The sequence below is a fragment of the Aquimarina sp. MAR_2010_214 genome (assembly GCF_002846555.1).
Lineage (GTDB): Bacteria > Bacteroidota > Bacteroidia > Flavobacteriales > Flavobacteriaceae > Aquimarina.
Window position 1 is genome coordinate 2,760,995 of sequence record NZ_PJMS01000001.1, and the last position, 23,674, is coordinate 2,784,668.

At 31.8% G+C, this 23,674-nt stretch carries 27 protein-coding genes; 11 read left to right on the plus strand and 16 right to left on the minus strand.

The features are described 5' to 3' along the window. Window positions 1–132: 132 nt before the first annotated feature. Window positions 133–615, plus strand: coding sequence for a DUF5995 family protein (locus tag ATE84_RS11665; protein WP_143273614.1), 483 nt, complete (start codon window positions 133–135; stop codon window positions 613–615). A 99-nt stretch (window positions 616–714) separates the two neighbouring features. Here the strand turns inward: ATE84_RS11665 and ATE84_RS11670 are convergent, their stop codons facing one another. From ATE84_RS11670 to ATE84_RS11685, 4 genes are all read right to left on the minus strand, one after another. Continuing rightward, a complete protein-coding gene (locus tag ATE84_RS11670; RefSeq protein ID WP_101448124.1) occupies window positions 715–1,434 on the minus strand; it encodes a head GIN domain-containing protein in 720 nt (239 codons plus the stop codon). A gap of 63 nt (window positions 1,435–1,497) precedes the next feature. Beyond that, the gene (locus ATE84_RS11675) at window positions 1,498–3,252 is read right to left on the minus strand and encodes a PspC domain-containing protein (protein WP_101448125.1); all 1,755 of its coding nucleotides are present in this window, start codon (window positions 3,250–3,252) and stop codon (window positions 1,498–1,500) included. A gap of 1 nt (window position 3,253) precedes the next feature. Then, window positions 3,254–3,589 (minus strand): PadR family transcriptional regulator, encoded by a 336-nt coding sequence (locus ATE84_RS11680; RefSeq protein ID WP_024770274.1) that lies wholly within the window; start codon window positions 3,587–3,589, stop codon window positions 3,254–3,256. Between the two features lie 52 nt (window positions 3,590–3,641). Continuing rightward, entirely contained in the window at window positions 3,642–4,094 is a 453-nt protein-coding gene (locus ATE84_RS11685; protein ID WP_101448126.1) for a DUF4870 domain-containing protein, read from the minus strand. Window positions 4,095–4,247: 153 nt separating this feature from the next. Here ATE84_RS11685 and ATE84_RS11690 point away from each other — a divergent pair, with 153 nt between their 5' ends. From ATE84_RS11690 to ATE84_RS11700, 3 genes are all read left to right on the plus strand, one after another. Further along, on the plus strand, window positions 4,248–4,709 hold the full coding sequence (locus tag ATE84_RS11690) for a DUF4442 domain-containing protein (RefSeq protein WP_101448127.1): 462 nt from the start codon (window positions 4,248–4,250) through the stop codon (window positions 4,707–4,709). Window positions 4,710–5,181: 472 nt separating this feature from the next. Then, on the plus strand, window positions 5,182–5,982 hold the full coding sequence (locus tag ATE84_RS11695; protein WP_101448128.1) for a TIGR00266 family protein: 801 nt from the start codon (window positions 5,182–5,184) through the stop codon (window positions 5,980–5,982). Between the two features lie 136 nt (window positions 5,983–6,118). Continuing rightward, entirely contained in the window at window positions 6,119–6,316 is a 198-nt protein-coding gene (locus tag ATE84_RS11700) for a hypothetical protein (RefSeq protein ID WP_024770269.1), read from the plus strand. Window positions 6,317–6,331: 15 nt separating this feature from the next. On the opposite strand, the gene ATE84_RS11705 is transcribed toward ATE84_RS11700, so the two are convergent. The 11 genes from ATE84_RS11705 to ATE84_RS11755 form a co-directional block, all read right to left on the minus strand. Beyond that, window positions 6,332–7,282, minus strand: coding sequence for a LysR family transcriptional regulator (locus ATE84_RS11705; RefSeq protein ID WP_101448129.1), 951 nt, complete (start codon window positions 7,280–7,282; stop codon window positions 6,332–6,334). Between the two features lie 181 nt (window positions 7,283–7,463). Further along, entirely contained in the window at window positions 7,464–7,886 is a 423-nt protein-coding gene (locus tag ATE84_RS11710; RefSeq protein ID WP_101448130.1) for a DUF2141 domain-containing protein, read from the minus strand. 179 nt (window positions 7,887–8,065) lie between these two features. Further along, on the minus strand, window positions 8,066–8,710 hold the full coding sequence (locus tag ATE84_RS11715) for a hypothetical protein (RefSeq protein ID WP_101448131.1): 645 nt from the start codon (window positions 8,708–8,710) through the stop codon (window positions 8,066–8,068). 3 nt (window positions 8,711–8,713) lie between these two features. Beyond that, window positions 8,714–9,406 carry a HupE/UreJ family protein gene (locus ATE84_RS11720; RefSeq protein WP_101448132.1) on the minus strand — a complete coding sequence of 231 codons (693 nt, stop codon included), beginning with the start codon at window positions 9,404–9,406 and terminating at the stop codon, window positions 8,714–8,716. 14 nt (window positions 9,407–9,420) lie between these two features. Further along, entirely contained in the window at window positions 9,421–9,642 is a 222-nt protein-coding gene (locus tag ATE84_RS11725; RefSeq protein WP_101448133.1) for a hypothetical protein, read from the minus strand. Between the two features lie 172 nt (window positions 9,643–9,814). Further along, window positions 9,815–11,146, minus strand: a complete 1,332-nt coding sequence (locus tag ATE84_RS11730) for a DUF58 domain-containing protein (protein ID WP_101450982.1) — start codon at window positions 11,144–11,146, stop codon at window positions 9,815–9,817. 5 nt (window positions 11,147–11,151) lie between these two features. Next, window positions 11,152–12,192 carry a MoxR family ATPase gene (locus ATE84_RS11735; RefSeq protein ID WP_101448134.1) on the minus strand — a complete coding sequence of 347 codons (1,041 nt, stop codon included), beginning with the start codon at window positions 12,190–12,192 and terminating at the stop codon, window positions 11,152–11,154. 28 nt (window positions 12,193–12,220) lie between these two features. Next, complete coding sequence (locus ATE84_RS11740) at window positions 12,221–13,435, minus strand: DUF4350 domain-containing protein (protein WP_233195789.1); 1,215 nt, start codon at window positions 13,433–13,435, stop codon at window positions 12,221–12,223. 1 nt (window position 13,436) lies between these two features. Next, window positions 13,437–14,186 (minus strand): DUF4129 domain-containing protein, encoded by a 750-nt coding sequence (locus ATE84_RS11745; protein ID WP_101448136.1) that lies wholly within the window; start codon window positions 14,184–14,186, stop codon window positions 13,437–13,439. Window position 14,187: 1 nt separating this feature from the next. After that, window positions 14,188–15,060, minus strand: a complete 873-nt coding sequence (locus tag ATE84_RS11750) for a hypothetical protein (RefSeq protein WP_101448137.1) — start codon at window positions 15,058–15,060, stop codon at window positions 14,188–14,190. Then, complete coding sequence (locus ATE84_RS11755) at window positions 15,053–16,015, minus strand: stage II sporulation protein M (protein ID WP_101448138.1); 963 nt, start codon at window positions 16,013–16,015, stop codon at window positions 15,053–15,055. Before ATE84_RS11755 ends, ATE84_RS11750 begins: the two co-directional genes overlap by 8 nt. Window positions 16,016–16,051: 36 nt before the next feature. On the opposite strand from ATE84_RS11755, the gene ATE84_RS11760 reads away from it, so the two are divergent. The 6 genes from ATE84_RS11760 to ATE84_RS26165 all read left to right on the plus strand — a co-directional run bounded on the left by ATE84_RS11760 (window position 16,052) and on the right by ATE84_RS26165 (window position 22,203). Then, complete coding sequence (locus ATE84_RS11760) at window positions 16,052–16,768, plus strand: RDD family protein (RefSeq protein ID WP_101448139.1); 717 nt, start codon at window positions 16,052–16,054, stop codon at window positions 16,766–16,768. Window positions 16,769–17,349: 581 nt separating this feature from the next. Continuing rightward, window positions 17,350–17,520: a hypothetical protein gene (locus ATE84_RS26160; protein WP_158237236.1), complete on the plus strand. Its 171-nt coding sequence runs from the start codon at window positions 17,350–17,352 to the stop codon at window positions 17,518–17,520. An 84-nt stretch (window positions 17,521–17,604) separates the two neighbouring features. Continuing rightward, window positions 17,605–18,399 carry a GLPGLI family protein gene (locus ATE84_RS11765; RefSeq protein WP_101448140.1) on the plus strand — a complete coding sequence of 265 codons (795 nt, stop codon included), beginning with the start codon at window positions 17,605–17,607 and terminating at the stop codon, window positions 18,397–18,399. An 8-nt stretch (window positions 18,400–18,407) separates the two neighbouring features. Beyond that, a complete protein-coding gene (locus ATE84_RS11770) occupies window positions 18,408–19,211 on the plus strand; it encodes a GLPGLI family protein (RefSeq protein ID WP_158237237.1) in 804 nt (267 codons plus the stop codon). A 41-nt stretch (window positions 19,212–19,252) separates the two neighbouring features. After that, entirely contained in the window at window positions 19,253–21,895 is a 2,643-nt protein-coding gene (locus tag ATE84_RS11775; RefSeq protein ID WP_101448142.1) for a carboxypeptidase-like regulatory domain-containing protein, read from the plus strand. 146 nt (window positions 21,896–22,041) lie between these two features. Beyond that, window positions 22,042–22,203 (plus strand): hypothetical protein, encoded by a 162-nt coding sequence (locus ATE84_RS26165; protein ID WP_158237238.1) that lies wholly within the window; start codon window positions 22,042–22,044, stop codon window positions 22,201–22,203. Window positions 22,204–22,254: 51 nt separating this feature from the next. Here the strand turns inward: ATE84_RS26165 and ATE84_RS11780 are convergent, their stop codons facing one another. After that, entirely contained in the window at window positions 22,255–23,016 is a 762-nt protein-coding gene (locus tag ATE84_RS11780) for a peptidylprolyl isomerase (RefSeq protein ID WP_101448143.1), read from the minus strand. Window positions 23,017–23,054: 38 nt separating this feature from the next. Between ATE84_RS11780 and ATE84_RS11785 the strand changes: the two genes are divergently transcribed. After that, on the plus strand, window positions 23,055–23,654 hold the full coding sequence (locus ATE84_RS11785; RefSeq protein WP_233195790.1) for a CoA pyrophosphatase: 600 nt from the start codon (window positions 23,055–23,057) through the stop codon (window positions 23,652–23,654). Window positions 23,655–23,674: the final 20 nt, after the last annotated feature.

A 23,674-nucleotide genomic window follows, 5' to 3' on the forward strand; every position in this document is an offset into this window, starting at 1 on the left:
AGGCTTTTTACATTCCAACCAGAATTGCGCTCGAGCTTTGAAGGCATCAATTAAAAATCGGTCTAACAATGAACCCTAATAAGATACAAAACGTTACCTTAAAGAGATTATTTTTTTTGGAGAAGAGAGGAATTGTCTACAACGTATTGGCCAATTGTGTTGCAACATTTACTTGTAGGAATGAATGCGCATATTAATCTCGATTTGGGTATTGCAGCTGCCAAAGTTTCTGAAGGTAAAAATATTGATGATCTTAAGGATGATTTTGATAAAATTAATGATATCTTATCATTGCTGGTCAATGATGTAGCCAGTGATTTGGCAGAAATTTGGCCAACATTAAAGAAGATTCTGAAATTAACCCGTAAAGTAGATGATTTCTTAATAGATTTCAGCATGCAACTAGCTAGAGATGGAGCATGGAAATTTGCTAAAGAAGTTGCAAGTACACCAAAAAATCAGATCACTATGCTTATTGAAGATCGGGATCTTAAAGTAGTAAAAAAAGCAGATATTATAACAAACCCAGGGTGGATTGCTAAAATAATACTAATGATTATCAGGTTAGGAGAACGCGGTACTGTTGCAGATAAGATTAATGATTTAAGTAGATAGGGATCAATAAAAACTGCCTGAAAAAGCATAGGTTGGTTAGTGGTTGCTTATTCAGACAGCTTAATTTTGGTTGATTAAATTGATTGGGTTGTTAGCTTCTTAATGACCTCTAACATTTCCGCCAGAGTTATCTGTTTCAGATACTTTCTCTGGTTTTCCGTAATATACAACATCTGCGCCACTTGTAGCTTTTCCTGTAAACTCATTTTTCGCATGGATTTTGATAGAAGCGCCGCTTGTTGCTCTTGCTTCAGATACTAAACTTAACAAATCTTCTGCACGAATGTCTGCGCCACTGGTAGCATTTGCTTTGTGGTTGTTTACTTTTCCGGTAAGATCCATCATAGCTCCACTAGTAACAGAAGTGGTTATTGTTTCTGCTTTTACTCTTAACTTAATATCAGCACCACTAGTCGCACTAAGATCAAGATTTTTTTGAACTACGGCTTCTTCAGAAGAAATACTAGCACCGCTATTAACATAAACCTTATTGATTTTGTCATAAGACACAAATACATTTTTTTCGTCGGCATAATATATGTTTTGATCAGAAGTAACATATAGGGTATTACCTTCTACATACACTTCGATATGTTCGTGCAAGTTTTTATTAGCTTCTACAATTACTTTTTGATCAGAATTGTTTACTAGGATAACATCTAAGCCTTTACTTGCTTTAATTGCATCAAAATCCTGGTTAATGGTTCTTTCTTTTCTAATTACTTCTCCCTGGCCTTTAACACCATTAAAGACAACATTACAAGAGCAGCATAAAGCTGATAAGCAAAAGGTGATAATGATTTTAGCTAGTGTAGTCATGATTGTTTGTTTTGATATGTTTAACTGTTCGTTTTTTGATTATTCTGCCAGAAGCAGCTTGATTTAGTTTTCGGTTTTTATTTCTATTCCGTTCTCGTCTATTTTTACTTTTACAGGTTCATTATTTAATTCTACTCCGTCTTCTCCTATTTTTAGTTTAAAGTCATTGTCATCAGAGTTTATATTTATGTTTACGCTATCATCATCTTCATTCCATTCGTTATATTCCCAATCGTTCTCATCTTCTGGGCATTCTTTACATTCGAATTTCCCATCAACTAATTTGATATATTCTCCTTCTTTACCATCGATAGCAATATAATTATCATATTTCCATGAATTATTAAATCCAGAGGTGTTATCATTCGCAAATACTGTAATTCCTTCTGGTAATGTTAGGATTACTTTTATCTCCTGATCTCTATATTTGTTGGCATAATCGGTAATTGCATATCCATCTAATAAGAGTGTATTGCCATTTATTTCGTATCCATATTTGAGTTCTTCGGCTCTTTTTGAGGCTTCTTCATATGATCTTCCTTCTGCTTTTTTTTCTATGGTAATTCGCACTTTCGAATCTCTTTTTGAAGCTTTTAGGTATATTTCTATATCTTGGATAACGATTACTCGATTACCTTCATCATCTCTTTTGATTTTGTAATTATTTCTATGATGGAGGTGTTTGGCGTACCTATTATTTCCTTCCATTTTTATGGTTAACGTATCGCTACTAGTGATAGGAAGTGCTTTTTCTTCCATGATTACTTCTGCGTCATATGCTTCGAGTGTAGCTTGTCTAATTCCAAGAATTCCTAACCCGATAAGAGAAAATATCCATACACCTAATAAGCCTAGTTTGGCAGGTGTTCCAATAGATTTTAGGTTTTTTATCAGAATTTTTAATCCAAGAATAAATAAAAAGAAAAAAGGTATTCCTACAGCAAAAAATGTTACTAATGATACTAACCATAATGGAACTTCGGGGTGGCTACCTACTTCAATATATTCGACCCATGGAGCATCCATAAATCCAAATGTTCCTATCGTAAACAGACCAATAAATAGACTAATAAGTGTAACACCGGCCACTATGATGAGGATCACACCAATAAATTTCACGAAAATCTTTAAAAAGAATAGTAATACATCGCCTAAAGCTTCAAAAAAAGTTGTAGAACTACTTTTTACCTTGCTACTATATTTTTGATAATCTACATTTTTTACAGTATCTGCTACATCATCAAATCCTTCTTTAATTTTCTTTTCGATGTTACTGATATTAACAGCTTCACCTTTCATAGCCAAAAAATCAGCTGTTGTTTTTGCTTCTGGTACAAAAATCCAAAAAGCGATATAGATCAGAATAAATGCACCACTAGAAAAAATGGTAAACAATACCCAGGCTAATCTAATCCAAATTGGTTCAATCCCTAGATAGTGACTTAAGCCAGAGCTTACTCCTCCAACATAAGAGCTTGTAGTATCTCTAAATAACTGTCTTGATGTTTTAGTTTTCTGATATGATGTGTTTGGTTCATCCTCGAAGATTTCTTCATCTAATCTATAATCTTCTGGTTGCCCCATTACAGCAATTACTTCTTCTACTTCTTTGTTACCGATAACCTGTCGTTCATCCTTTATTTTTTCACTGAACAATTCTGCTATTCTGGCTTCTATATCAGATATAATCTCATCTCTCCCTTGTGAATCGGTAAATGAGCGTTTTATGGCACTGAGATAGCGTTGCAGTTTTAGATAAGCGTTTTCGTCTATATGAAAAAATATGCCTGCTAAATTTATATTAACTGTCTTATTCATCTTACTTCTTTTTTTGTTTGGTTACCAGATTTACAGCATTTCGTAATTCGTCCCAAGTGGTATTTAATTCGTTAAGAAACAATTTTCCTGTTTCTGTGAGTCCATAATATTTTCGTGGTGGCCCAGATGTAGATTCTTCCCAGCGATAACTCAATAATCCAGCGTTTTTGAGTCTAGTTAATAGGGGATATATCGTGCCTTCTACCACAAGCATCTTTGCGTCTTTAAGGGTTTCTAAAATTTCAGCTACATAGGCATCATCGTCCTTAAGGATAGAAAGTATGCAATATTCCAGAACACCTTTGCGCATTTGCGCTTTTGTGTTTTCGATCTTCATAAAACTAATTTTTAAAAGTTAAACTGTTCATTTTTTGATTGATGATTGATGATTATTTTATAAATCGTATAGATAATGGGTATCTGTAACTTTCGCCTTTGTTTGCTTTTAAAGCAGCCGTAATAACAAAAATTATTTCCAGAAAAAACCCGATTAATGCTATAATTCCTATAAATGAAGCTCCTATAAGAGTTCTAAACCCTCCTGCGTCAGAAAAGTTGATAGAAAAATCATTAAAATGAAACAAATCTGTAATTGTTGCATCTCCAAAGACATGAAAGATAAAAAACGGAAAAGAAAATATTCCTAGTATTACAGTATATAATAGAATACTTAATTGAAAATTGATTGCTTCTTTACCGTGATCATCTATAAAATCTGATTTGTCCTTATTGGTAGACCATAATAATATAGGAACTATGTAATTTCCGAAAGGAATAAAGTATTTAGAAAATACTCCCAGATGCATAAATGTTGCGATATTGTTGTGATTTTTGATTGACATTGTAAAAGTATATAATAGTTTCTTATGCAAATATATGGTTAAAAAAAGGTATTATGCAAAACATAGTACCATATTTTAACATAAATTTAAGATTTATAACCCTTTTCTTGACTATTTCTTTTGCCTATATTGTGAGAACTAAAAATAAAACTCATGGATATTACTCCTAGAAAACTTAATGCATTCTTACTATTTAAGTTACCCTCTGCGTGGCTATGTGGAGTAAGGGTTAAAAATATAGATAGAACAAGCTGTATTGTTAGTGTAAAACATCGATGGATAAATAAAAACCCTTTTAAGTCTATGTTTTGGGCGGTGCAAGGAATGGCGGCAGAGTTAACTACTGGAGCATTGGTAATAGGGTATATAAGAAACAGTGGTAAAAAGATATCAATGCTGGTAGCAAGTAATAATGCAACGTATACCAAAAAAGCTACAGGTAGAATTACCTTTACATGTACTGATGGACATTTGGTGGAAGATGCTATTAAAAAAACAATCGAAACGGGCGAAGGGCAAACGATATGGATGAAATCGATAGGAACTAATCAAGATGGTATTGAAGTTTCTACATTTAATTTTGAATGGACAATTAAGGTGAAAAGTGAAAAGTAAAAAGTTTGCAGGTTATACTATTTACAATTTAAGCTTTGAAATTTTGCTTCTTTGAAACTACTAAATGAAAAGTAAAAAGTACAACGAGAAGTTATTTAGGCATTGTAGAAAATGTACAAACCTATCGATAAATTCTTTTTTCAGAAACATTATGTAGACGAATTAACTCAACAATACTAAATTTACTAGGCTCAAAATCTAATACTAATCTTCGTGTGGAAGATTCTGAGTAAACACGAGGTTTATTAATCTTTCTTAGGCTTATGTTCATAAATTGACATATTTTTGGTCAACCTATATCAGGGACGGACAACTCCTGACTCCTGACTCCTGACTCCTGACTCCTGACTCCTGACTCCTGACAATGAAAAACATAAAATCGGAAATATTTTTTTTTAGACTGTAACACTTTACCTTAATTGCTTACTCATAAAGAAATGATTCATTAATCAATAAACATTATATATAAAATATGACAGCACACGAAATCGACTACGAAATTATAGGAGAAGAAATGCAGTATGTTGAAATAGAACTAGATCCAGAAGAAGGAGTGATTGCAGAAGCAGGAAGTTTTATGATGATGGACGATGGAATAAAGATGGATACGATTTTTGGTGATGGATCTGCAAAAGATACTGGAGTTATGGGTAAAATATTTGGAGCTGGTAAACGATTGTTAACTGGCGAAAGTTTATTTATGACGGCTTTTTATAATCAGGTAGGAGGAAAAAAGAAAGTAAGTTTTGCTTCTCCGTATCCAGGAAAGATTATTCCTATAGATTTAACTAATTATGGTGAGAAATTTATTTGCCAAAAAGATGCATTTTTATGTGCAGCAAAAGGCGTTTCTATCGGAATAGAATTTTCTAAAAAATTAGGAAGAGGACTATTTGGCGGCGAAGGTTTTATTATGCAGAAATTAGAAGGTGATGGTATGGCCTTTGTTCATGCAGGAGGAACTACATCCCGAAAAGAATTACAACCTGGTGAAAAACTGAAAGTAGATACTGGTTGTATTATCGGATTTTCTAAGGGAATACAATATGATATAGAATTTGTAGGAGGGATTAAGAATACTATTTTTGGAGGCGAAGGATTGTTTTTTGCTACATTAACAGGTCCGGGAGTCGTGTATATACAATCTTTACCATTTAGCAGACTTGCCAATAGAGTATTGGCATTGGCCCCTCGAGGAGGAGGGAAAAGTAAAGGTGAAGGCAGTATTCTTGGTGGTTTGGGAGATCTTTTAGATGGCGATAACAGTTTTTAACAGTGTTAAATAAGCGCCAAAAGACTATTTTTTTAGTTTTATTTACATATATTAGCTAGAACAACTTTAAAAACTATAAGATTATTCCTACAATTACTTGTTTAAACCTAACATTTTTTTAAACCCCTATTAATTTATGGCTAGAGCAATGTTTGATTACACAAAAACTGTGCTTAAAAAAGTAAGTTTTGACGTTAATCTTTTTACTAAGGAAGTTTTAAAAGCACTAAACAGACTACTTCCTCACGAGATTGAAGAATTAAAAATCTGGATTCAATCATTAACAATGAAACAACCAGAATTGCAATCTTGTTTAATCTATTTAAAATCATAAAAAAAAAGCGACTTTCTAGTCGCTTTTTATTTTTGCCATAGGGCTAATGATTTTTACATTTTGAAACGTAATAGCCCCCTTTACAACTCCAGCAATAGTAGTATGTAAAGCATCAATAATTTGCATTTTTAGTTCACTTTTATTAAAAATCAAGCTCACTTCTCTTGCAGGAGAAGGCTCATTAAAGTAGTGAAGATTACTTTTTTCACCATTCTTTATATCTAATGTGTGTAAATAAGGAAGAAGTGTCATCCCCAAACCTTCATTTGCAAGTTTTACAAGTGTCTCAAAACTTCCACTTTCTAACTGAAAATGATCCTCTTCATAACTTTTTTGAGTTTTACATAAATTAATAATACCATCTCTAAAACAATGACCATCTTCTAGAAGAAGCATGTCATCAATATCAAGATCATCAATGTCAATTTTTTTCTTCTGATTTAATCTATGAGTAGAAGGAATATACCCTACAAATGGTTCGTAATATAAAACACGTTCTTTTATGTTTTCATTTTCTAAAGGAGTAGCAGCAATAGCAGCATCCAAATGACCATCGAGAAGACGTTCAATTATAGCTTCTGTATTTAACTCTTCTATTTTTAATTTTACCTTTGGGTATTTTTTTATAAAATTATTTAAAAACATAGGCAGAAGAGTAGGCATTATCGTAGGGATTACACCTAATTTGAATTCACCGCCAATAAAGCCTTTTTGCTGATCTACAATATCTTGAATTCGTTCACTTTCGTTTACAATATTTTTTGCTTGTTGAACAAGTTTGTTACCAATTTCTGTGAGTTCAATAGGTTTTTTACTGCGATCAAAGATGAGAATATCCAGTTCTTCCTCAAGCTTTTGAATTTGCATACTTAGTGTAGGTTGAGTCACAAAAGTTTTCTCTGCAGCCTTCGTAAAATTCTTGTGCTCAGCTACTGCTAAAACATATTTTAGTTGTGTTATGGTCATGGTTTGTATTTTGGGAACAAAAATATAAAAGCTATTGATATTATTTATTAAATAATTATTAAAAATTTATTTTGTCTATTGCTTTTAAGATGAAAAAAGGAATTGCATAGATGAAATGCAATTCCTTTTTTGGTTTACCTGTTAATCAGGTTTTAATAGATTGATGAATATAGATTTATAATTAGATTCTAATTTCTAGTTCTAGATTTTCTGAACTTACCTCAAATTTAGCTTCGTTCCATAGGGGAGGACCATAACTCATATTATTATTAGATACTCCATAATCTTCTTTTGGCATTCCGTTAGGTTCAAAATCCATTCGATTATTTCCATTTGTATCATGAAAACAACTAATAGCAAATACTCCTTTAGGAACATTAGAAAAAGTAATTTTTGCTACACCATCTACAATTGTGCTTTTTTTGCCTTTGATTGGAGCGGATTTCATAAAAGTATGTTCATCATAAAGCCCAAAAAGAACTTCTCCTTCAGAACTTGTTATATTAGGAACAGTTACCGTGATAGTTACTCCTTCTGTATTATCTTGAGCTTGAAGAAGAAAGTTAGACACCAAAAGTGCGGCTAATAATGCTAGAGTTTTCATAAGATAAAGTTTTATAGTTATTTGTTTTTTGATGAATCAAAAGTCTATAAATCTTTATTTGAGAACAATAAGAAACTCCCCAGTTGTCATTTTTGTAGGTTGAAATGTATTCTTGAAATGTATTCTTGAAGTGTTTATTGAATAGGAAGTCAGAAATTTGAAGTTTTTGTATAAGTTCTCTATCTCCTAAATAGTTTGTATTGTCCTTTTAGTCTTATTGTTATAGTGACATCTTCTTTATTGTTATTTCTGAAATACCAACCATGCTTACCTTCAAAAGGAGCCGTAAGTGTTCCTGCCATATTGTTAGAATATGCCAATGTATAACTTTCGTAAAACACATTTTCTGGAGGGTTCTCTTGTAGTACTTCTCCATGAAAATCAATATAAACAATAGCATCACTAGCAGTACTCCACTCATACTTTATACTTCCATATTTTAATGCTTTGAACTTGTATTCTATGCCTTTTCCTGCGGGTACAGTCACATTAATTGTATCATTCTGTTCTGCGAATTGCTCTAATGGGGGTGGATTGTTTGCTTCTATGGGTTTAGGTACGCTGGCCGGAGAACCTAATTTTTCTAATTTCAGTTTCTTGAAATTTAATTGAGAAACTGGCTGCGTATCGATAGGTTTTGTTTTTTCGGTATCATTTACATATAATCTGCTAAAACCAAAAAGCTTTCCTGTACCTAGTGGATCTATATTGTATTCTGCAGGTAAAACTGCAGTTATAAGTACAACAAGGCCAATAAACAGTGCTATAAAAATTGATTTTATAAGTTGTTTTTTATTCATTACCTGTGTATTACTTGTTGTCATAATTTAGTGTGATGTCATAAAATATCCTGTCATTTGAAATCCAAACAACAAAAAGCCTGCAGCCATAAGAATTATATTGGTAAGGTTAGAGAATTTAACGTAACTGTTATACCTTCTCCAAACCCCTAAAAGTATAAGAACTAACCCTAAAGCTAAAAACTGTCCTATTTCTACACCTACATTAAAACCGATTAGATTTACAAAAAGCCCTTCTTTATCAAAATTAAATTCTTGTAATTTGGTCGCTAATCCAAAACCATGAAACAATCCAAAAATTAATACGGCTATTTTGGTATTGGGTTGTTTTATAAAAAAATGTTTAAACCCTCCTAGGTTGTCAAATCCCTTATATACAATTGATAACGCGATAATGGCGTCTATTAAAAAAGCGTTTACATTAATATCTGCCATTACACCAAGTAATAAGGTAAAACTATGACCGATTGTAAAAAAACTTATATATAATAATATCTCTTTTGTTCGATATAAAAAGAAAATGACTCCTACCAGAAAAAGTAGGTGGTCATATCCTGTTATCATATGTTTTGCACCGATGTATAGAAACGGACCAAAAGCAATCCCTTTATTTCCTAATAAAAAAGACTGTGTCTCATCATCAACTCCGTGCGCGTTTGCTGTTATTGAAATCAACACGAGAGTTAGAAATATAGAGAATGTTTTAGTGTTTTTAAACATTTTTGCAATATAGATTAATGTGCGTGTCCATGTTCTTTTACTTGTTGGATGCTGTCTAATCTTGCTTTTTCAGCTTCATCAACCTCTTCGGTTTTTTTAACTTCTGGTGTTGATTCTTGAGTAGCTTCTACTTTAGCAGGATCTGTGTTTTCTTCTTTTTTTTCTTTTTTCTCTGTACAAGCTCCCAAAACCCCTAAAGCTAAAACAGCTATAATTATTGATTTTTTAATTGTCATGTTTGTGTTTTTTAGTAAGTTTAATGCTAATGAATTGTTTAATGCATAGCGGGTAAATATAGTTTTTTTTTCAAGATAACAACAAAGAATGTATAGCGCTTAGTAGTACGAATATGTTTAAAAAATAGAAAATAGTAATTTTAGAGAAGCAGTAGTTGTAAACAAGCTTTACTTATAATAACCCTCGGGCTTTAATCTCCAAATATTTATTAATCGTATTAACAGTAAGATTTTCTGGAGTAGTTAGTACAGTTTGTATTCCATGTTTTTGTAGCTCTTTTACCATTACTTTTTTATCATATGCAAATTGCTGTGCAATAGTTTGATCATAAATGGTTTGTAGGTCTTCTGCATGTTGTTGGATAAGATGATCAAGCTCTGTATTCTGAAAAAAGATGACTACCAGCAAATGTTTTTTTGCTAATGCCTGTAAATATGGAAGTTGTCTTTTTAAAGATGATATGTGTTCAAAATTAGTATATAACAAGAGTAAACTTCTATGATTTATTTGTCGTTTAACATGAGTATATAACAACCCATAATCAGAATCAAGAAACTGGGTTTTGACATTATAAAGTGTTTCAGAAATAGTATTAATATATGTTTTCTTTCCGCTAGACGGCAAAAAATCATTTACTGTATTAGAAAAAGATAACATCCCTACTTTATCATGTTTTTTTAAGGCAATATTAGAAAAAGCGAGTGTACTGTTAACAGCATAATCCAGAAGACTCAATCCTTTAAAAGGCATTTTCATAACACGACTCGCATCGATTATAGAATATATAGGTTGAGATTTTTCATCCTGAAATTGATTGATCATCAAATTGCCATGTTTTGCAGAAGCTTTCCAGTTAATGGTACGAACATCATCACCGGTTACATATTCTTTGATTTGCTCAAACTCCATAGTATGCCCAATACGTCGTATTTTTTTAAGTCCTATTTGGGTTAACTTATTATCAATAGCTAAAAAATCATATTTTTTCATTTGGATAAAAGAAGGGTATACTTTTACCATGGCAGCTTTATCAAAACTATAACGACGTTTCGCAAAACCAATTCTGGTCATGGCATATACATACAAATTTCCGAAAACATATTCTCCTCGTTTTACAGGACGTAATGAGTATTCAAAATCTAAAATAGATTTAGGAGAAATAGTTCCTTTTTTGAGAAAATCACGTTTTTGAAACTGCACAGGAATCTCATCGATAATCTCTACATGAGTAGTGAATTTATAATTACTTTTTATTCTTACGGGAACAGCATTAAAATCACTATTTGAAAATTTATCGGGTAAAATTCTATTGGCTTGAACTCCATTTCGGGCATTATATAAAGCTACAACATCAAACAGAAAAACAATAATTAATCCCCATACCAATAACCATACTATAGGATATATTGGAGTAAACCAGTATGAAAATAAAAACAATACTGATATTAGAGTGAGTATATAAAACACTCTGGAACTTAGATATAGTGATTTTAAAAATTGGATCAAAACTAGCGTGGTATTTCTACAGATTGCAGGATCATTTCTATAACATTTTCTGTTGTCATTCCTTCCATTTCACGTTCTGGTGATAATATTAAACGGTGACGTAGCACAGGGAAAAGTGACTTTTTTATATCCTCTGGGGTTACAAAATCTCTCCCGTTAATTGCAGCAAAAGCTTTTGAGGCATTCATAACAGCAATTGATGCACGTGGAGAACCTCCTAAATACAAATGAGGATGCGTTCTGGTTTTGGTTACAATCTCGGCAATATACCCCAGAATTTTCTCTTCAATGATTACATTTTGTGTTTTTGCTTTAAATTCTAGTAATTGTTTTGGAGTAATTACAGGATCAACCATTTCTAAAGGCTTTGCCGTTTTTCTCTCATGATGAGTTTTTAGAATATTTACCTCGTCTTCAAAAGTAGGGTAATCTACCTTGATTTTGAATAAAAACCGATCCAGTTGCGCTTCTGGTAAAGCATAAGTCCCTTCTTGCTCTACAGGGTTTTGAGTTGCCAATACCATAAAAGGTGGATCCATAGGATATCGAATACCATCTATAGTTACTTGCCTTTCTTCCATCACCTCGAACAAGGCTGCTTGAGTTTTGGCAGGAGCACGGTTAATCTCATCGATAAGCACCATATTAGAAAAAATAGGGCCTTTTTTAAATTCAAAATCACTGGTTTTCATATTAAGCACAGAAGTTCCTAATACATCACTTGGCATAAGATCAGGGGTAAATTGAATTCGATTAAAATCAGTCTTTAGTGTTTTTGCAAATAATTTGGCAGTCACCGTTTTTGCGACTCCTGGTACTCCTTCGATTAAAACATGACCATTAGATAACAGTGAAACAATTAATAGCTCTATAAAATCCTGTTGCCCCACGATTACTTTTGCCAATTCTGACTTTAGTTTTTCTACAGATTGTTGTAATTCACTAAGATCTATCCTGTTCTGAAAACTTAAATTTTGCTCTTGAGGCTCTGTCTCAGGGATTTGCTCTGGATTTGTGTTATTTTTAATTTCGTCGTTTTCCATTTATAATTCGTTTAAATGATATATCGTTTTAAGATTGGCTTTTGAATACATTTATGAGTTCATAAAGTTGTATCAATTCTTCTTTTTCGATTTTTACTTTTTTATTGAGTTCTTCAAAATATTTAAATAGTATTTTGGTATCCTCTATACTATTATTGCTTCTGGCTGCAATATCGATTATTGTTTTTTCATTTAGTTCATTTGTTGGGATTCTAAGCACGTTACGCACATAATCCAAAAACAACAGGTTTTGCTTAGTTGCAATTTCTTTATGTTTTCCTTTTTCAAAATACATTCCGCTAATGGTCTTTGTAAAAGATAAAGTCTGATTTTTTAAAGGCTCTATAATCGGAATACTACGTTGTTTTCGTTTTCCTTCAAAAATTACAAAAAGTACTACTCCAATAAGTACAAAGTAGTACGCCCATTTGAGATAGCGATTATTTAAAAGTAAGAAAAGGGGAGAGGTATAAAATGTCTTTCCCGATTTATAATAATTATCCCATAGTATTTTTTGATTGGGGTTTATATATGCCAAAAGGTTTTGAGTATATTGATAATTCTTGTCTTTTAGCATAAAATAATTCCCAAAAGCTTCAGGAAAGGTATGTAATAGGATTTTTCCTTTACCAAATGATTGTTGTATATAGTTTACTTTTGGGTCTTTGATCTTTAATGTATCATTATATAACTGTGAAATCCCTAGAATAGTAGTATTTACAGTATCTAATTCATTAAAATGGGGATTGTATATATCTCGATCATATAAAAAGGGAGATTTTGCTTTGAGTTCTGTATTAACCAATTCAACAAGTGGTTTAGTAGATATTTCATTAATAGATATAAGATTACCTGTTTCAATATTAAGAGTATCTAATAACCGATTTTCTATAGTTTTTGCTGAAACAAATAAGGTATTCCCGTTTTCGACCCATTTTAAAATTGTATTTAGCTCATTTTTATCAAAGTTTATCGATCCGTTAATAAAAAAGTATGTTCCCAATACACTGTCATTATCTTTAAGAAATTCGTAAGGTGGTTGGTTTATATCTTGTACCTGTTTAGTGCCAAAAGATTCTTTTATCAAATTGTAGGATACAAAAGAACCCAGAGGGATTTTATCTGTCTTGGCGTAGCTGGGATACCAGTTTACAGGTTCAGGTTCACTTGCTTCTAAATAGGTAAGCAAACCAATAGCTGCTATAATGATGATGATTGCTATTTTAGAACTTTTAGTCATCATATTAACGTTGGATAAGATGGGTTATAGCAGTAAATTCTTTTTCAGCCTTTTGGTATAGTTTTTCATTAACTTCAAAGCTTCCGTACCAGATGAAATCGTATAATTTGGTAATGGATTTAAATTGATGTTGTACTGAATCGTTTGCTAACTCTTTGATATAATCTGTATTTGTTTTTTGAGCTTCCCATTGAATTAATTCTACATCAGATAATTTTTTTAATACAAACAGGTAATAATACCGAATTGCCAATCTATAATTTTTATGTTGTAAGGCTTGATCAATTAGTTGTTGAATATCTTGATTTTGAATGATATCTTCATCTTCTGTAAGTTCTATCTGTGGGGCAATTTGTTTTTCAAGAAGTATATCCGAAGGATTTACTTTCATAAACAACCAACCTAATAAAAATAATACGCCTATAACCAAAAGATAAGGAAGTATCTTAAAAAGTACAGCCCAGAACCCGGTTACTTCTTCTGTATCGAATAACCATGAGATAAATTGATGCCAGAGTTGAGATGCCCAGTTTTTAAATTGTATCCACCAGTTATCCGGTTCTTGATATTCAGTATAATCAAAATCGTCTTGCGCTCGAAATTCTTCTATCTTTTCTTTATCGAATAGTGGTGCTTTTTGCCGAGAATCCAGATCATAAATTAATTCTTTTAGATCAGATGTAGTAGTACTGTCCTGAACTCTTGCTGATAAAAAGAGTGGTACAAAAAATAAGACGTAGTAAAGAATTTTCAATTTATTCTGATTTACCTAAGGAGTCAATTTGTTCTAAAGCACCTGTAGAATGTTTTCTTTCATTTAGATTATAATATATAAATGCTGTAGAAATTGCGGTGATGATATATAATATATATTGAGCTGCAGATGATAGTGTGTTTAAGGCAATAAAAACCCAATCGACCATTGCAGATGGATCCGATAAAGACCCTTCTGAAGCTGCAGTAAACGTTTTTATAAATGTATAGATTACTGCTGGGATAGAAAATACCATACTTATAATCCCTATAATTATTGCGATAACAAAAAATGTTGCAAAAGTAATCCACCATTCGTTTTTTACGAGTAAGAAGCTATCATTTATGGCATCAGAAATACTGGTATTACGAAATATTAGAATTGAAAAGACCAAACTCATGGGTACGTATAAATAGATACCTGGAATAACACAAAGCATAAAACCAAAAAAAGTAATCAACCCCGAAAGGGTTCCTAATCCGATAATATTTCCGAAATCTTTTTTTACTCCCTGTACCACAGCTTCCTGGTTAACATTACCTTTGTTATCTATATAGTTTTTAATATAATGTAAAACGGTTCCGAAAAGAAGTGTATAAAATATTAATAACGTTACCAGCATTGCAAAAACAGCAATAATAATCATTCCCGAATTAAACATCTCACCTCTTCCGATACTCACCGGATCAAAAAGATTAGCAGAAGAATAAGTATAATAGGCAGAAGCAGATAAAAGCAATACAAAAGCAATACCAGAAGTTTTTAATAAAACAGATAATAATGATTTACCATTCTGTCTTACAAAGGCAAAAGTATCTGTTAGGATATCTCCTAGCTCTCTTTTTTTCTTAAATTCTATGTAATTGTTATTCATTTTTTAGTTTGTTATAGAGTTGCCTGGGGTAAATTACGTAATAAAATAGGATTAGGGCAAGCGACCCAGATATGATTACAATAGCTAGCCAATCCGGCATTTCGGTATGTCTGGTGACAAAACCTTCTAAAAACCCTGCTAATATAAAAAAGGGAATTGTGCTAATCACAATTTTTAACCCTGCTTTAATTCCTCTAACAAAAGAAGTAAGTCGAGTATATGTTTTTGGAAACAAAATAGAATTACCGACAACCAGACCTGCACATCCTGCAATAATGATCACAGAGATTTCAATAGTACCATGAATCCATATCGTGCGAGCACTTTCCCAAAGTAACCCTTTCTCATAGAAAAAATACTGAAAAGAACCTAGCATTATGAAATTACTCATAAGCATATATATGGTTCCTATACCAAATAGTACTCCTAGAATAAAGCAATTAAGAGCTACTTTTATATTGTTTAAAGTAATCCCCAAAAACATATTGGTTTCTCCCATTTTTTTGTAAACAGCCATGGGATCTTCGTTAGCAATATTTTCTAAGGTCATATTTACATAAGCATCACCTAATATTGATCTTACAAAAGCTCCGTCTGTTGCAGAAGAGTATGCTCCGATAGCTGTAAATAAAACAGAAATCAGGAATGCTATTAGTAAGTGTTTTTGATATTGATAGAATTCTAAAGGGAATTCTTTAACCCAAAAAGAATACAATCGGTTTTTTTTCTCTTTTTTTGTTTTATAGATTTTTTGATGAGCACTAGATGCTAAACCATTTAAGTAATTAAGAGTTTGGCTATTAGGGTAAAATGTCTGAGCATAACTAAGGTGATCAGTTATTTCTATATACAAATTAGAAAGCTCATCTGGTGTTATTTGAGTATTATTAACCAGAACACTTTCAAATTTTAACCATTTATCTTTATTTTGCTTCACAAAAGCCGCCTCACGCATGTATCGAAGATTAAGAGGCTCAAAGAAACATAATTAATGGATAATTTTCAAATAGAAACTGCTCAAAATGTTAGTATACAGCAAAATGCTGCTGGAATAGGAGAGCGTATTCTTGCGTATCTTATTGATCTTTTGATTATCATAGCTTATTTTATCATAGCTGTGTTTATAATTAGTGTATTGCATCTCGATTATGGAGATGAGTGGGCTTTTTGGTTGATTTTAAGCTTACCTCCGTTCTTATATTTTATATTATGGGAAACATTTTGGGATGGTAAAACTCCTGGTAAAGCGGCCATGAAAATAAAAGTGGCTCAATTGGATGGATCAAGACCTGTCTTTTCGAATTACTTGGTGCGGTGGTTACTTCGTTTATTAGATATTACTTTGGCATTTGGTGGGGTTGCAGTAGTTGCTATTTTGTTAAATGGCAGAGGACAACGCCTCGGAGATATGGCAGCAGGTACTACTGTGATTAGTGAACGGCAACGTGTACGATTTAACCAGACCATATTAGTTGATATCCCAGAAGATTATATAGCCGTGTATCCTCAGGTTACTGTTTTTAGCGATGCAGAGATGCGTAAGATAAAAACTATTTTTACTGAAGCCAGGCGAGATGCAGATCATAATATCATTCTCGAACTTTCGAAAAAAGTGAGTGCTTTAATGGATATTACTCCACAAGAAAAACCATTACAATTTGTAGACCGAGTAATCGCGGATTATAATTATTATACGCAGAAGCTGTAGAAGTTGAGAGTCAGGAGCAAATGTCGTTTAGTTAAGGATAAGATTTAAAATTTCTTGTCACACTGAGCTTGTCGAAGTGCTTTCAAATCTGCATTTTTAAATGTCTTCGACAGGCTCAGACCGACAATTGGGGCTTAGGTCTATCTTTTCAGTTTATTTTACTGTTAAAGTACTTTAATTATCATGTTTACTACTTCAACAATTGATTACATACATCTGAAAAAGAAATATTTTTTTTAAACGTATAGAGTTTGTTTTCAATTGATTATGTTAATTTGTGAATGTTTTACGGTATAACCGTATGTGTTGTATCAAGAAAAAATAGTAGTATTGTATAGCAGTTCGATTTACTCCACTATCCTACCTAGAAATCGGATTTTCATATTTGTTTTATTGATCAATTTCATGATTGATGGTATGTAGCTGTATCTGATCATATTTTCTTGTAGTAAGAAGAGTGTATTAGATGTGGAACAGAGATATACGGTTGATTTTTGAATTGAGTACAAAAAGAAAACCGTTTCTGTAATCAGAATTAAATATTAAATACAAATCATTAATTTTTTAAAATCAAATTAGATATGAAAAAAATCGTTTTAACTTTAGGAATATTTTTAAGTGCATATGCAACGTATGCGATGAATTCTAGTGATCAAAAAAATACCGAAGACTCATGGCCTTGTACAAAAGATATATACATATATGATGATGAAGGACGACTTATGACAATAGAACATGACCGTCCTTGTTAATCACAATTAGAACCGAATAAAATTTCTACAGAAACGGTTTTAATATACTAAATGAATAATTAAAAAAAGCAAATAAAAAACTAGATGAAAAAGTTACTGTTTTTAGTCTTTGTACTTGCAATAAGTATTTATGTTAATGCACAAAATCAAGTAAATGGCATTGTACAATATGATTTTATAATCAACAACCCAAATGGCACATCATTTGCCAACCCGTACAAACTTTATTTTAGTAATAATATATCTTTTTATATTAAAAATGGAAAAGGGAAACGTATAAGCGAAGCAGATGAAAATACGATGTTAATAAATGGTAAAATTGTTGAAGAAAAGATTATGAAAAGTTCTTTGTCAAAGAATTATGTATATACTAATTTGAGTGAGAATATGTTGATTTTTAGAGAAGGAATTAATCAAAAACTTTTCGTAGTAAACGATAGTGTTGCCAATATTAAATGGAAACTCTCTACCGAAAATAAGAAAATTGGGAAGTATACCTGCCAAAAAGCAGATGGGATGTACAGAGGGAGAACGTATACGGTTTGGTTTACATCAGAAATACCAGTATCCCATGGACCATGGAAATTAAGAGGATTGCCAGGTTTAATTTTAGAAGCAAGAGATGAAAAAAATCTATATGGTTTTAAAGCAACTCTTGTAGATCTAAGTCCAAACAAAAAAATAATTGATGAAAGGCTTAAAGAACCTGAGGTTGAAAAGTTTTCTAATATAGAAAAATATATTGAAGCCATTAAAAACAAACAAAAAGACTTTGAGGCAATGTTAATTGCTTCTTCTTCAAGGAGAGGAGTTAAGTTTAAAAGAAATTGTAATGAGTGCCCCAAAGCAGAAGATCTTAGTTTAGAGATTTTTAAATAAATGGTATAGTGAATAGATTAAAATTTTTAGCTGCATTGATCATTTTGTTGGGTAACTCTCTTATTGCTCAAGAAAAGATACAAACAGGTATTGTTACCTATTACAATATAGTAAACAATCCAAACGGTATGTCATTTACAAGTACATGGAAATTATACTTTGATAACAATAAGTCAATGTACATCAAATCAAAAGAAACTAAAGCTATGAATATACCTAAGGAAGAAGTGAGAGGGGGAACTACGATACGAACTGAGATTAAAATTTTAAAAAGTAAAAAACCTTTCTTTTATTTTAGTGATATAGATAAGAAAGAATTAGTGTTTAGAGAAACGGTATCACAAGAATTATATACAATAAAAGATAGTATAGAAACAATACTATGGGAATTACATGATGAATTTAAAAAAGTTGGTATTTATCAATGTCAGAAAGCTACAGCTTTATTTCGAGGGAGAGAATATACCGTTTGGTTCACTACAGAAGTACCTGTTTCTCATGGACCATGGAAATTGAGAGGATTACCAGGTTTAATTGTGGAAGCTACTGATCAGACGAATAAATTTAAGTATGAAATTGCTAAAATAGAGTTAGGTGTAAACCCTTTAATGGTAGAAAAAAAAATAGTTATTCCTGATGATGTTAAGAAAATTCAGCCAATGTCGGTATATGTTGATGCCATAAAAAATGAATACGAAAATACCATGGCACGAGCTCGCGCATCTTTACCAAAAGGAGCACGAATAGCTGAAGATCATGAATGTGATGAATGCCCAAAAAGAAATAATAGAACTAAAGAACTTTATAATTGATATATCATAAATTTATAAAGTATAAGTGCTGCCTAATATTAATGCTATTAGGCAATTTTTTATCTGCCCAGTCTACGGTTTCGGGTACAGTAACAGATTCTATATCAAATCCAATAGCATCGGCCAATGTATTTTTAAAACAAAAAGGCACACAGGCTATTATTGCCTTTGCTTATACCGATCAAAAGGGTAAGTATGTACTGCAATCAGATGCCATAGGAGAATTCACCTTAAGTTTTTCTGGCTTGGGATATGCTACAAAAGATATTGATGTTGTACTGGAGGATGGTACAACGGTTCAAAAAGATATGATGCTATATACAACTTCATATGAATTAGATGAAGTCGTAATACAGTCAGAAAGAGCTATTACCGAGAAAAAAGATACCATTGTTTTTAATGCTTCCTCGTTTAAACAAGGAGAAGAAACTGTTGTAGAGGATTTACTTAAAAAACTACCGGGAGTAGATGTCTCAGAAACCGGTACGATAAAAGTAGATGGTAGAGAGGTAGAAAAAGTAATGATTGAGGGGGATGACTTCTTTAAAAAAGGATATAAATTATTGACCAAAAATCTAGATGTGAATGCCGTAGATAGGGTTGAAGTATTAAGACGGTATTCGAATAATAAATTGCTTAAAGGTATTGAAGAAAGTGAAAAGGTTGCCTTAAACCTTAAATTGGATGAAGATTTTAGAAGGGCGTGGTTTAGTACAATTTCTCCAGGCTACGGCGTAGTCTCAGAAAATAGATACGATTTTGATGCTATTATTTCTAGTTTTGGTAAGAAAAACAAATATTTTCTATTAGGGAGTCTTAATAATATTGGAGAAGATGTAACTGATGATGTACGAGGACTTATCGATGCACAAAACTATACTGATGAACCCGGTAGTATAGGAGAAGATCAAAGAGCATATGGATTAATATCCTTGAACACCAATGTACCGGGATTAAAAAAGTCCAGAACCAACTTTAATAATGCAGAACTAGTTTCTTTAAACTCTATTTTTAAACTTTCTTCTAAGATTGACTTAAAAGTATTGGGATTATTTAACGCTGATGATAATCGTTTTTTTAAAGACGGATTTGATACTTTCTTTAGTAATACTACTGAATTTACAAACACAGAAAAATATACATTAAGTAAAGCAACACTTGTTGGATTTGGAAGAGTTGAATTGAATTATGATATCTCTACTACCAAGATGTTAGAATATGAAGGAAAATATCATAGGTCACGAATTGAAACAGATTCACAGCTGTTGTTTAACGAAATAGAAAATAGCGAGAATTTAGACGATGAGAATATATTACATGATCATATGGCCAAATACAGCAATAGGTTTAAAAACAATAAGGTATTATTACTAACAGGAAGATATATTAATGAGAAAAAACCTCAAAAATATAGGACTGATCAATTTTTATTTGAAGAGTTGTTTTCATCGATTCAAGAAGTAAATAATATAGAGCAATTCAGTAAGAATGAGTTTAATTATACTGGGATCAAAGCTCATTTATTAGATAGAAAAAAAAATAAAGACTTGCTGGATTTTGGAGTAGGATATGAATTTAGAGAAGATCAATTATTTTCTGAATTCTTTCTAAAAGAAAATGAAAGCATACTACTTAATCCACAAGAATATGAGAATACCTCCAAATATCGAACTCATGATTTATATATGAGTGCAGGGTATAGAAAGAAGTTAAATGATGTAAGTGTAGCATTACATTTAGATGGGCATCAATTATTTAATGCTTTAGATGAAACCAATAAAAAACTAAAAGAGTCTCCTTTTTTGATAAATTCAAAATTAGAATTCAACTGGGAGGTTAATAAATCAAATAAAATTTTTGCGTTTGCAGAAAACAGAAATTCTAATGCTCGTATATCAGATGTGTATACCAATCATGTATTAACAGGCTACAGGAGTTTTTCAAGAGGAACAGGGGAATTTAATCAACTTAATTCTACAAGAGTATTTGCGGGATATAATCTGGGCAATTTCGGGGATAGATTCATTGCTAATATTGCATTATCATATATCAAAGACAACGACTTTCTAAGTACTAATGCTGTAATAACTCAAAACTTCATACAAACAACAAAATTAATTATTTCTGATAGAGAATTCTATAGTGCAAATGCTGGCTTAGATCGCTATATAAGATTTATAAGAAATAATATAAAAATTAAGTTTGAGTATTCAAAAGCAGAGTTTAAAAACATAGTAAATAGCACAAGTCTAAGATCGATAATAAATCAAAATTATAAATATGGTTTTGAAATAAGATCTGGTTTTAGAGGGGTTTTTAATTATCATTTTGGCACAACTTGGGATACAACAGAAATTGAGACAACAATCACAACAAATACAGCAACACAAAATACATCTTTCCTTGATCTTTCATTTGTGTTAAATTCTAGATTAAATCTGCAATTACAATCTGAACGTTATTATTTTAATAATTTGAAGAGTGATGATGGTACTTACTATTTTTTGGATTTTGAAATAAATTATACTCCTAAAAATAAAAGTTTAAACTTCTCTTTGATTGGTAATAACTTATTAGACACAAAAGTTTTTAGGAATTATTCGATAAGTGACACCAATATTTCAAGTACAGAATATAAATTATTGCCAAGATATGTATTGATTAAGGCTAGTTATAGGTTTTAGAGTATTGTAATCAATTAATATAGCAATACCATTTTATTACTAAAGCTTATTCTATTCCCTCAGTTTTTATAAAAATAGTTTCTTTTTTTGGGTAACATTTTTTTTCCTTGTTGATATGAAGGTATAAATCATAAAACTTTTATAACATGAAAAAAATGAATTTTAAAAAATTAGAATTAAACAAGAAAACCATTGCACAGGTAAAAGGAGGGTTAGCACACCCTATGGGACCATATAAAGAACGCGTAAAGTGGGCTGTGGGAACACATAACACATGTCAATGTGAAACTATTGCTGCACCATGCTAAATTTTATAAGCGGACTTAGGTCCGCTTTTTTCTTTGTTTCATACTCTAGTATTACTCAATCACTTCTGCTTTTATAAAAATATTTTCTTTTGGCCATTCGCTACCATCTGTGGGAACATTAGAAATTTTATCAGCCACATCCATTCCTTTTACAACTTTTCCAAAAATCGTATGTTCTCCATCCAGATGAAAAGCTCCATTTTTGGCAATTACAATAAAGAATTCGAATGGTGTTGAGCGATTAGAAGGATTATCCACCCATTGCTTTGATAAGGCAACAGCACCTCGATTATGCTTTAGACCTTTTACTGGTTCTTGTGGGATGGTGTAATCTCCAATTTCATGACGTTTGTTTGCCATTTGCTGACGATCACTGTTACCTCCTTGAATTACAAAACCTTTAGCGACACGATAGAAAAAAGTTTCATCAAAATATTTTTGTTTTACCAGATAAATGAAATTTGCTCTATGTATAGGTGTGTTTTTATATAGTTTGATATGAATATCACCATGTATAGTTTTTATATTAACCAATGTCTCTGGGTTTTCTTTGCCGTAATTAGTCATAAAATCCCTTAGATTCTCATTAGTAAGCTTAAATGGCTCTTCTTCAGATTCTTTATTTGTTGTACTATCTGACTTCTTTTCCTCTTGTATTACTGTAGTGTCTTCTTTCTCCTTTTTGTTATTTACAGAAATTGAGTCTGTATTTGTTTTTACATTCTGTTTATTTTTCTTAGAATGTGTATCTTCACAACTAGAGAATATGATAATAGATACGCAAAAGCATAAAATTGATTTGGTAAATGACATTTGAAACATTTAAGAATTTAATCCCAAAAATAGAAAAAATGTCAGTACCGGGAGAATCTTCCCATTTTATTATGGCTCCAGAAGCTCGTATGAAGGCACTAAATTATCTTAAAATTGAAGAGAGAAACCCTCGAAATGCTGCAGTGATGATGCTTTTTTACCCAAAGGATACCGTAACTCATCTTGTACTGATTTTACGACCCGAATATGAGGGAGTGCATTCGGGACAGATAGCATTACCGGGAGGAAAAGTGGAGACCTATGATTTAAATTATACAGAGGCTGCATTACGTGAAACCTATGAAGAAGTGGGAGTAAAGACTAGTATGGTTACTATTCTTAAATCGCTTACCAAAGTATATATTCCTCCTTCTAATTTTTGGGTACATCCGTTTTTAGGATTTACTGAAAGGAGACCTGATTTTGTTCGCCAGAAAGAAGAAGTTGCAAAAGTTATTGAGGTTCCGCTAACAGAACTTCTTAATGAAGATAATGTGGTTTTTAAAAAATTAACTACTTCTTACGCAAAAAATATAGAGGTACCTTCCTTTGAACTAAACGGTTACGTTGTCTGGGGAGCGACTGCAATGATGTTAAGTGAGCTTAAAATGCTTTTAAAGACGTCAATAGCGTTATGATTTTGTATATTTGGCATTCC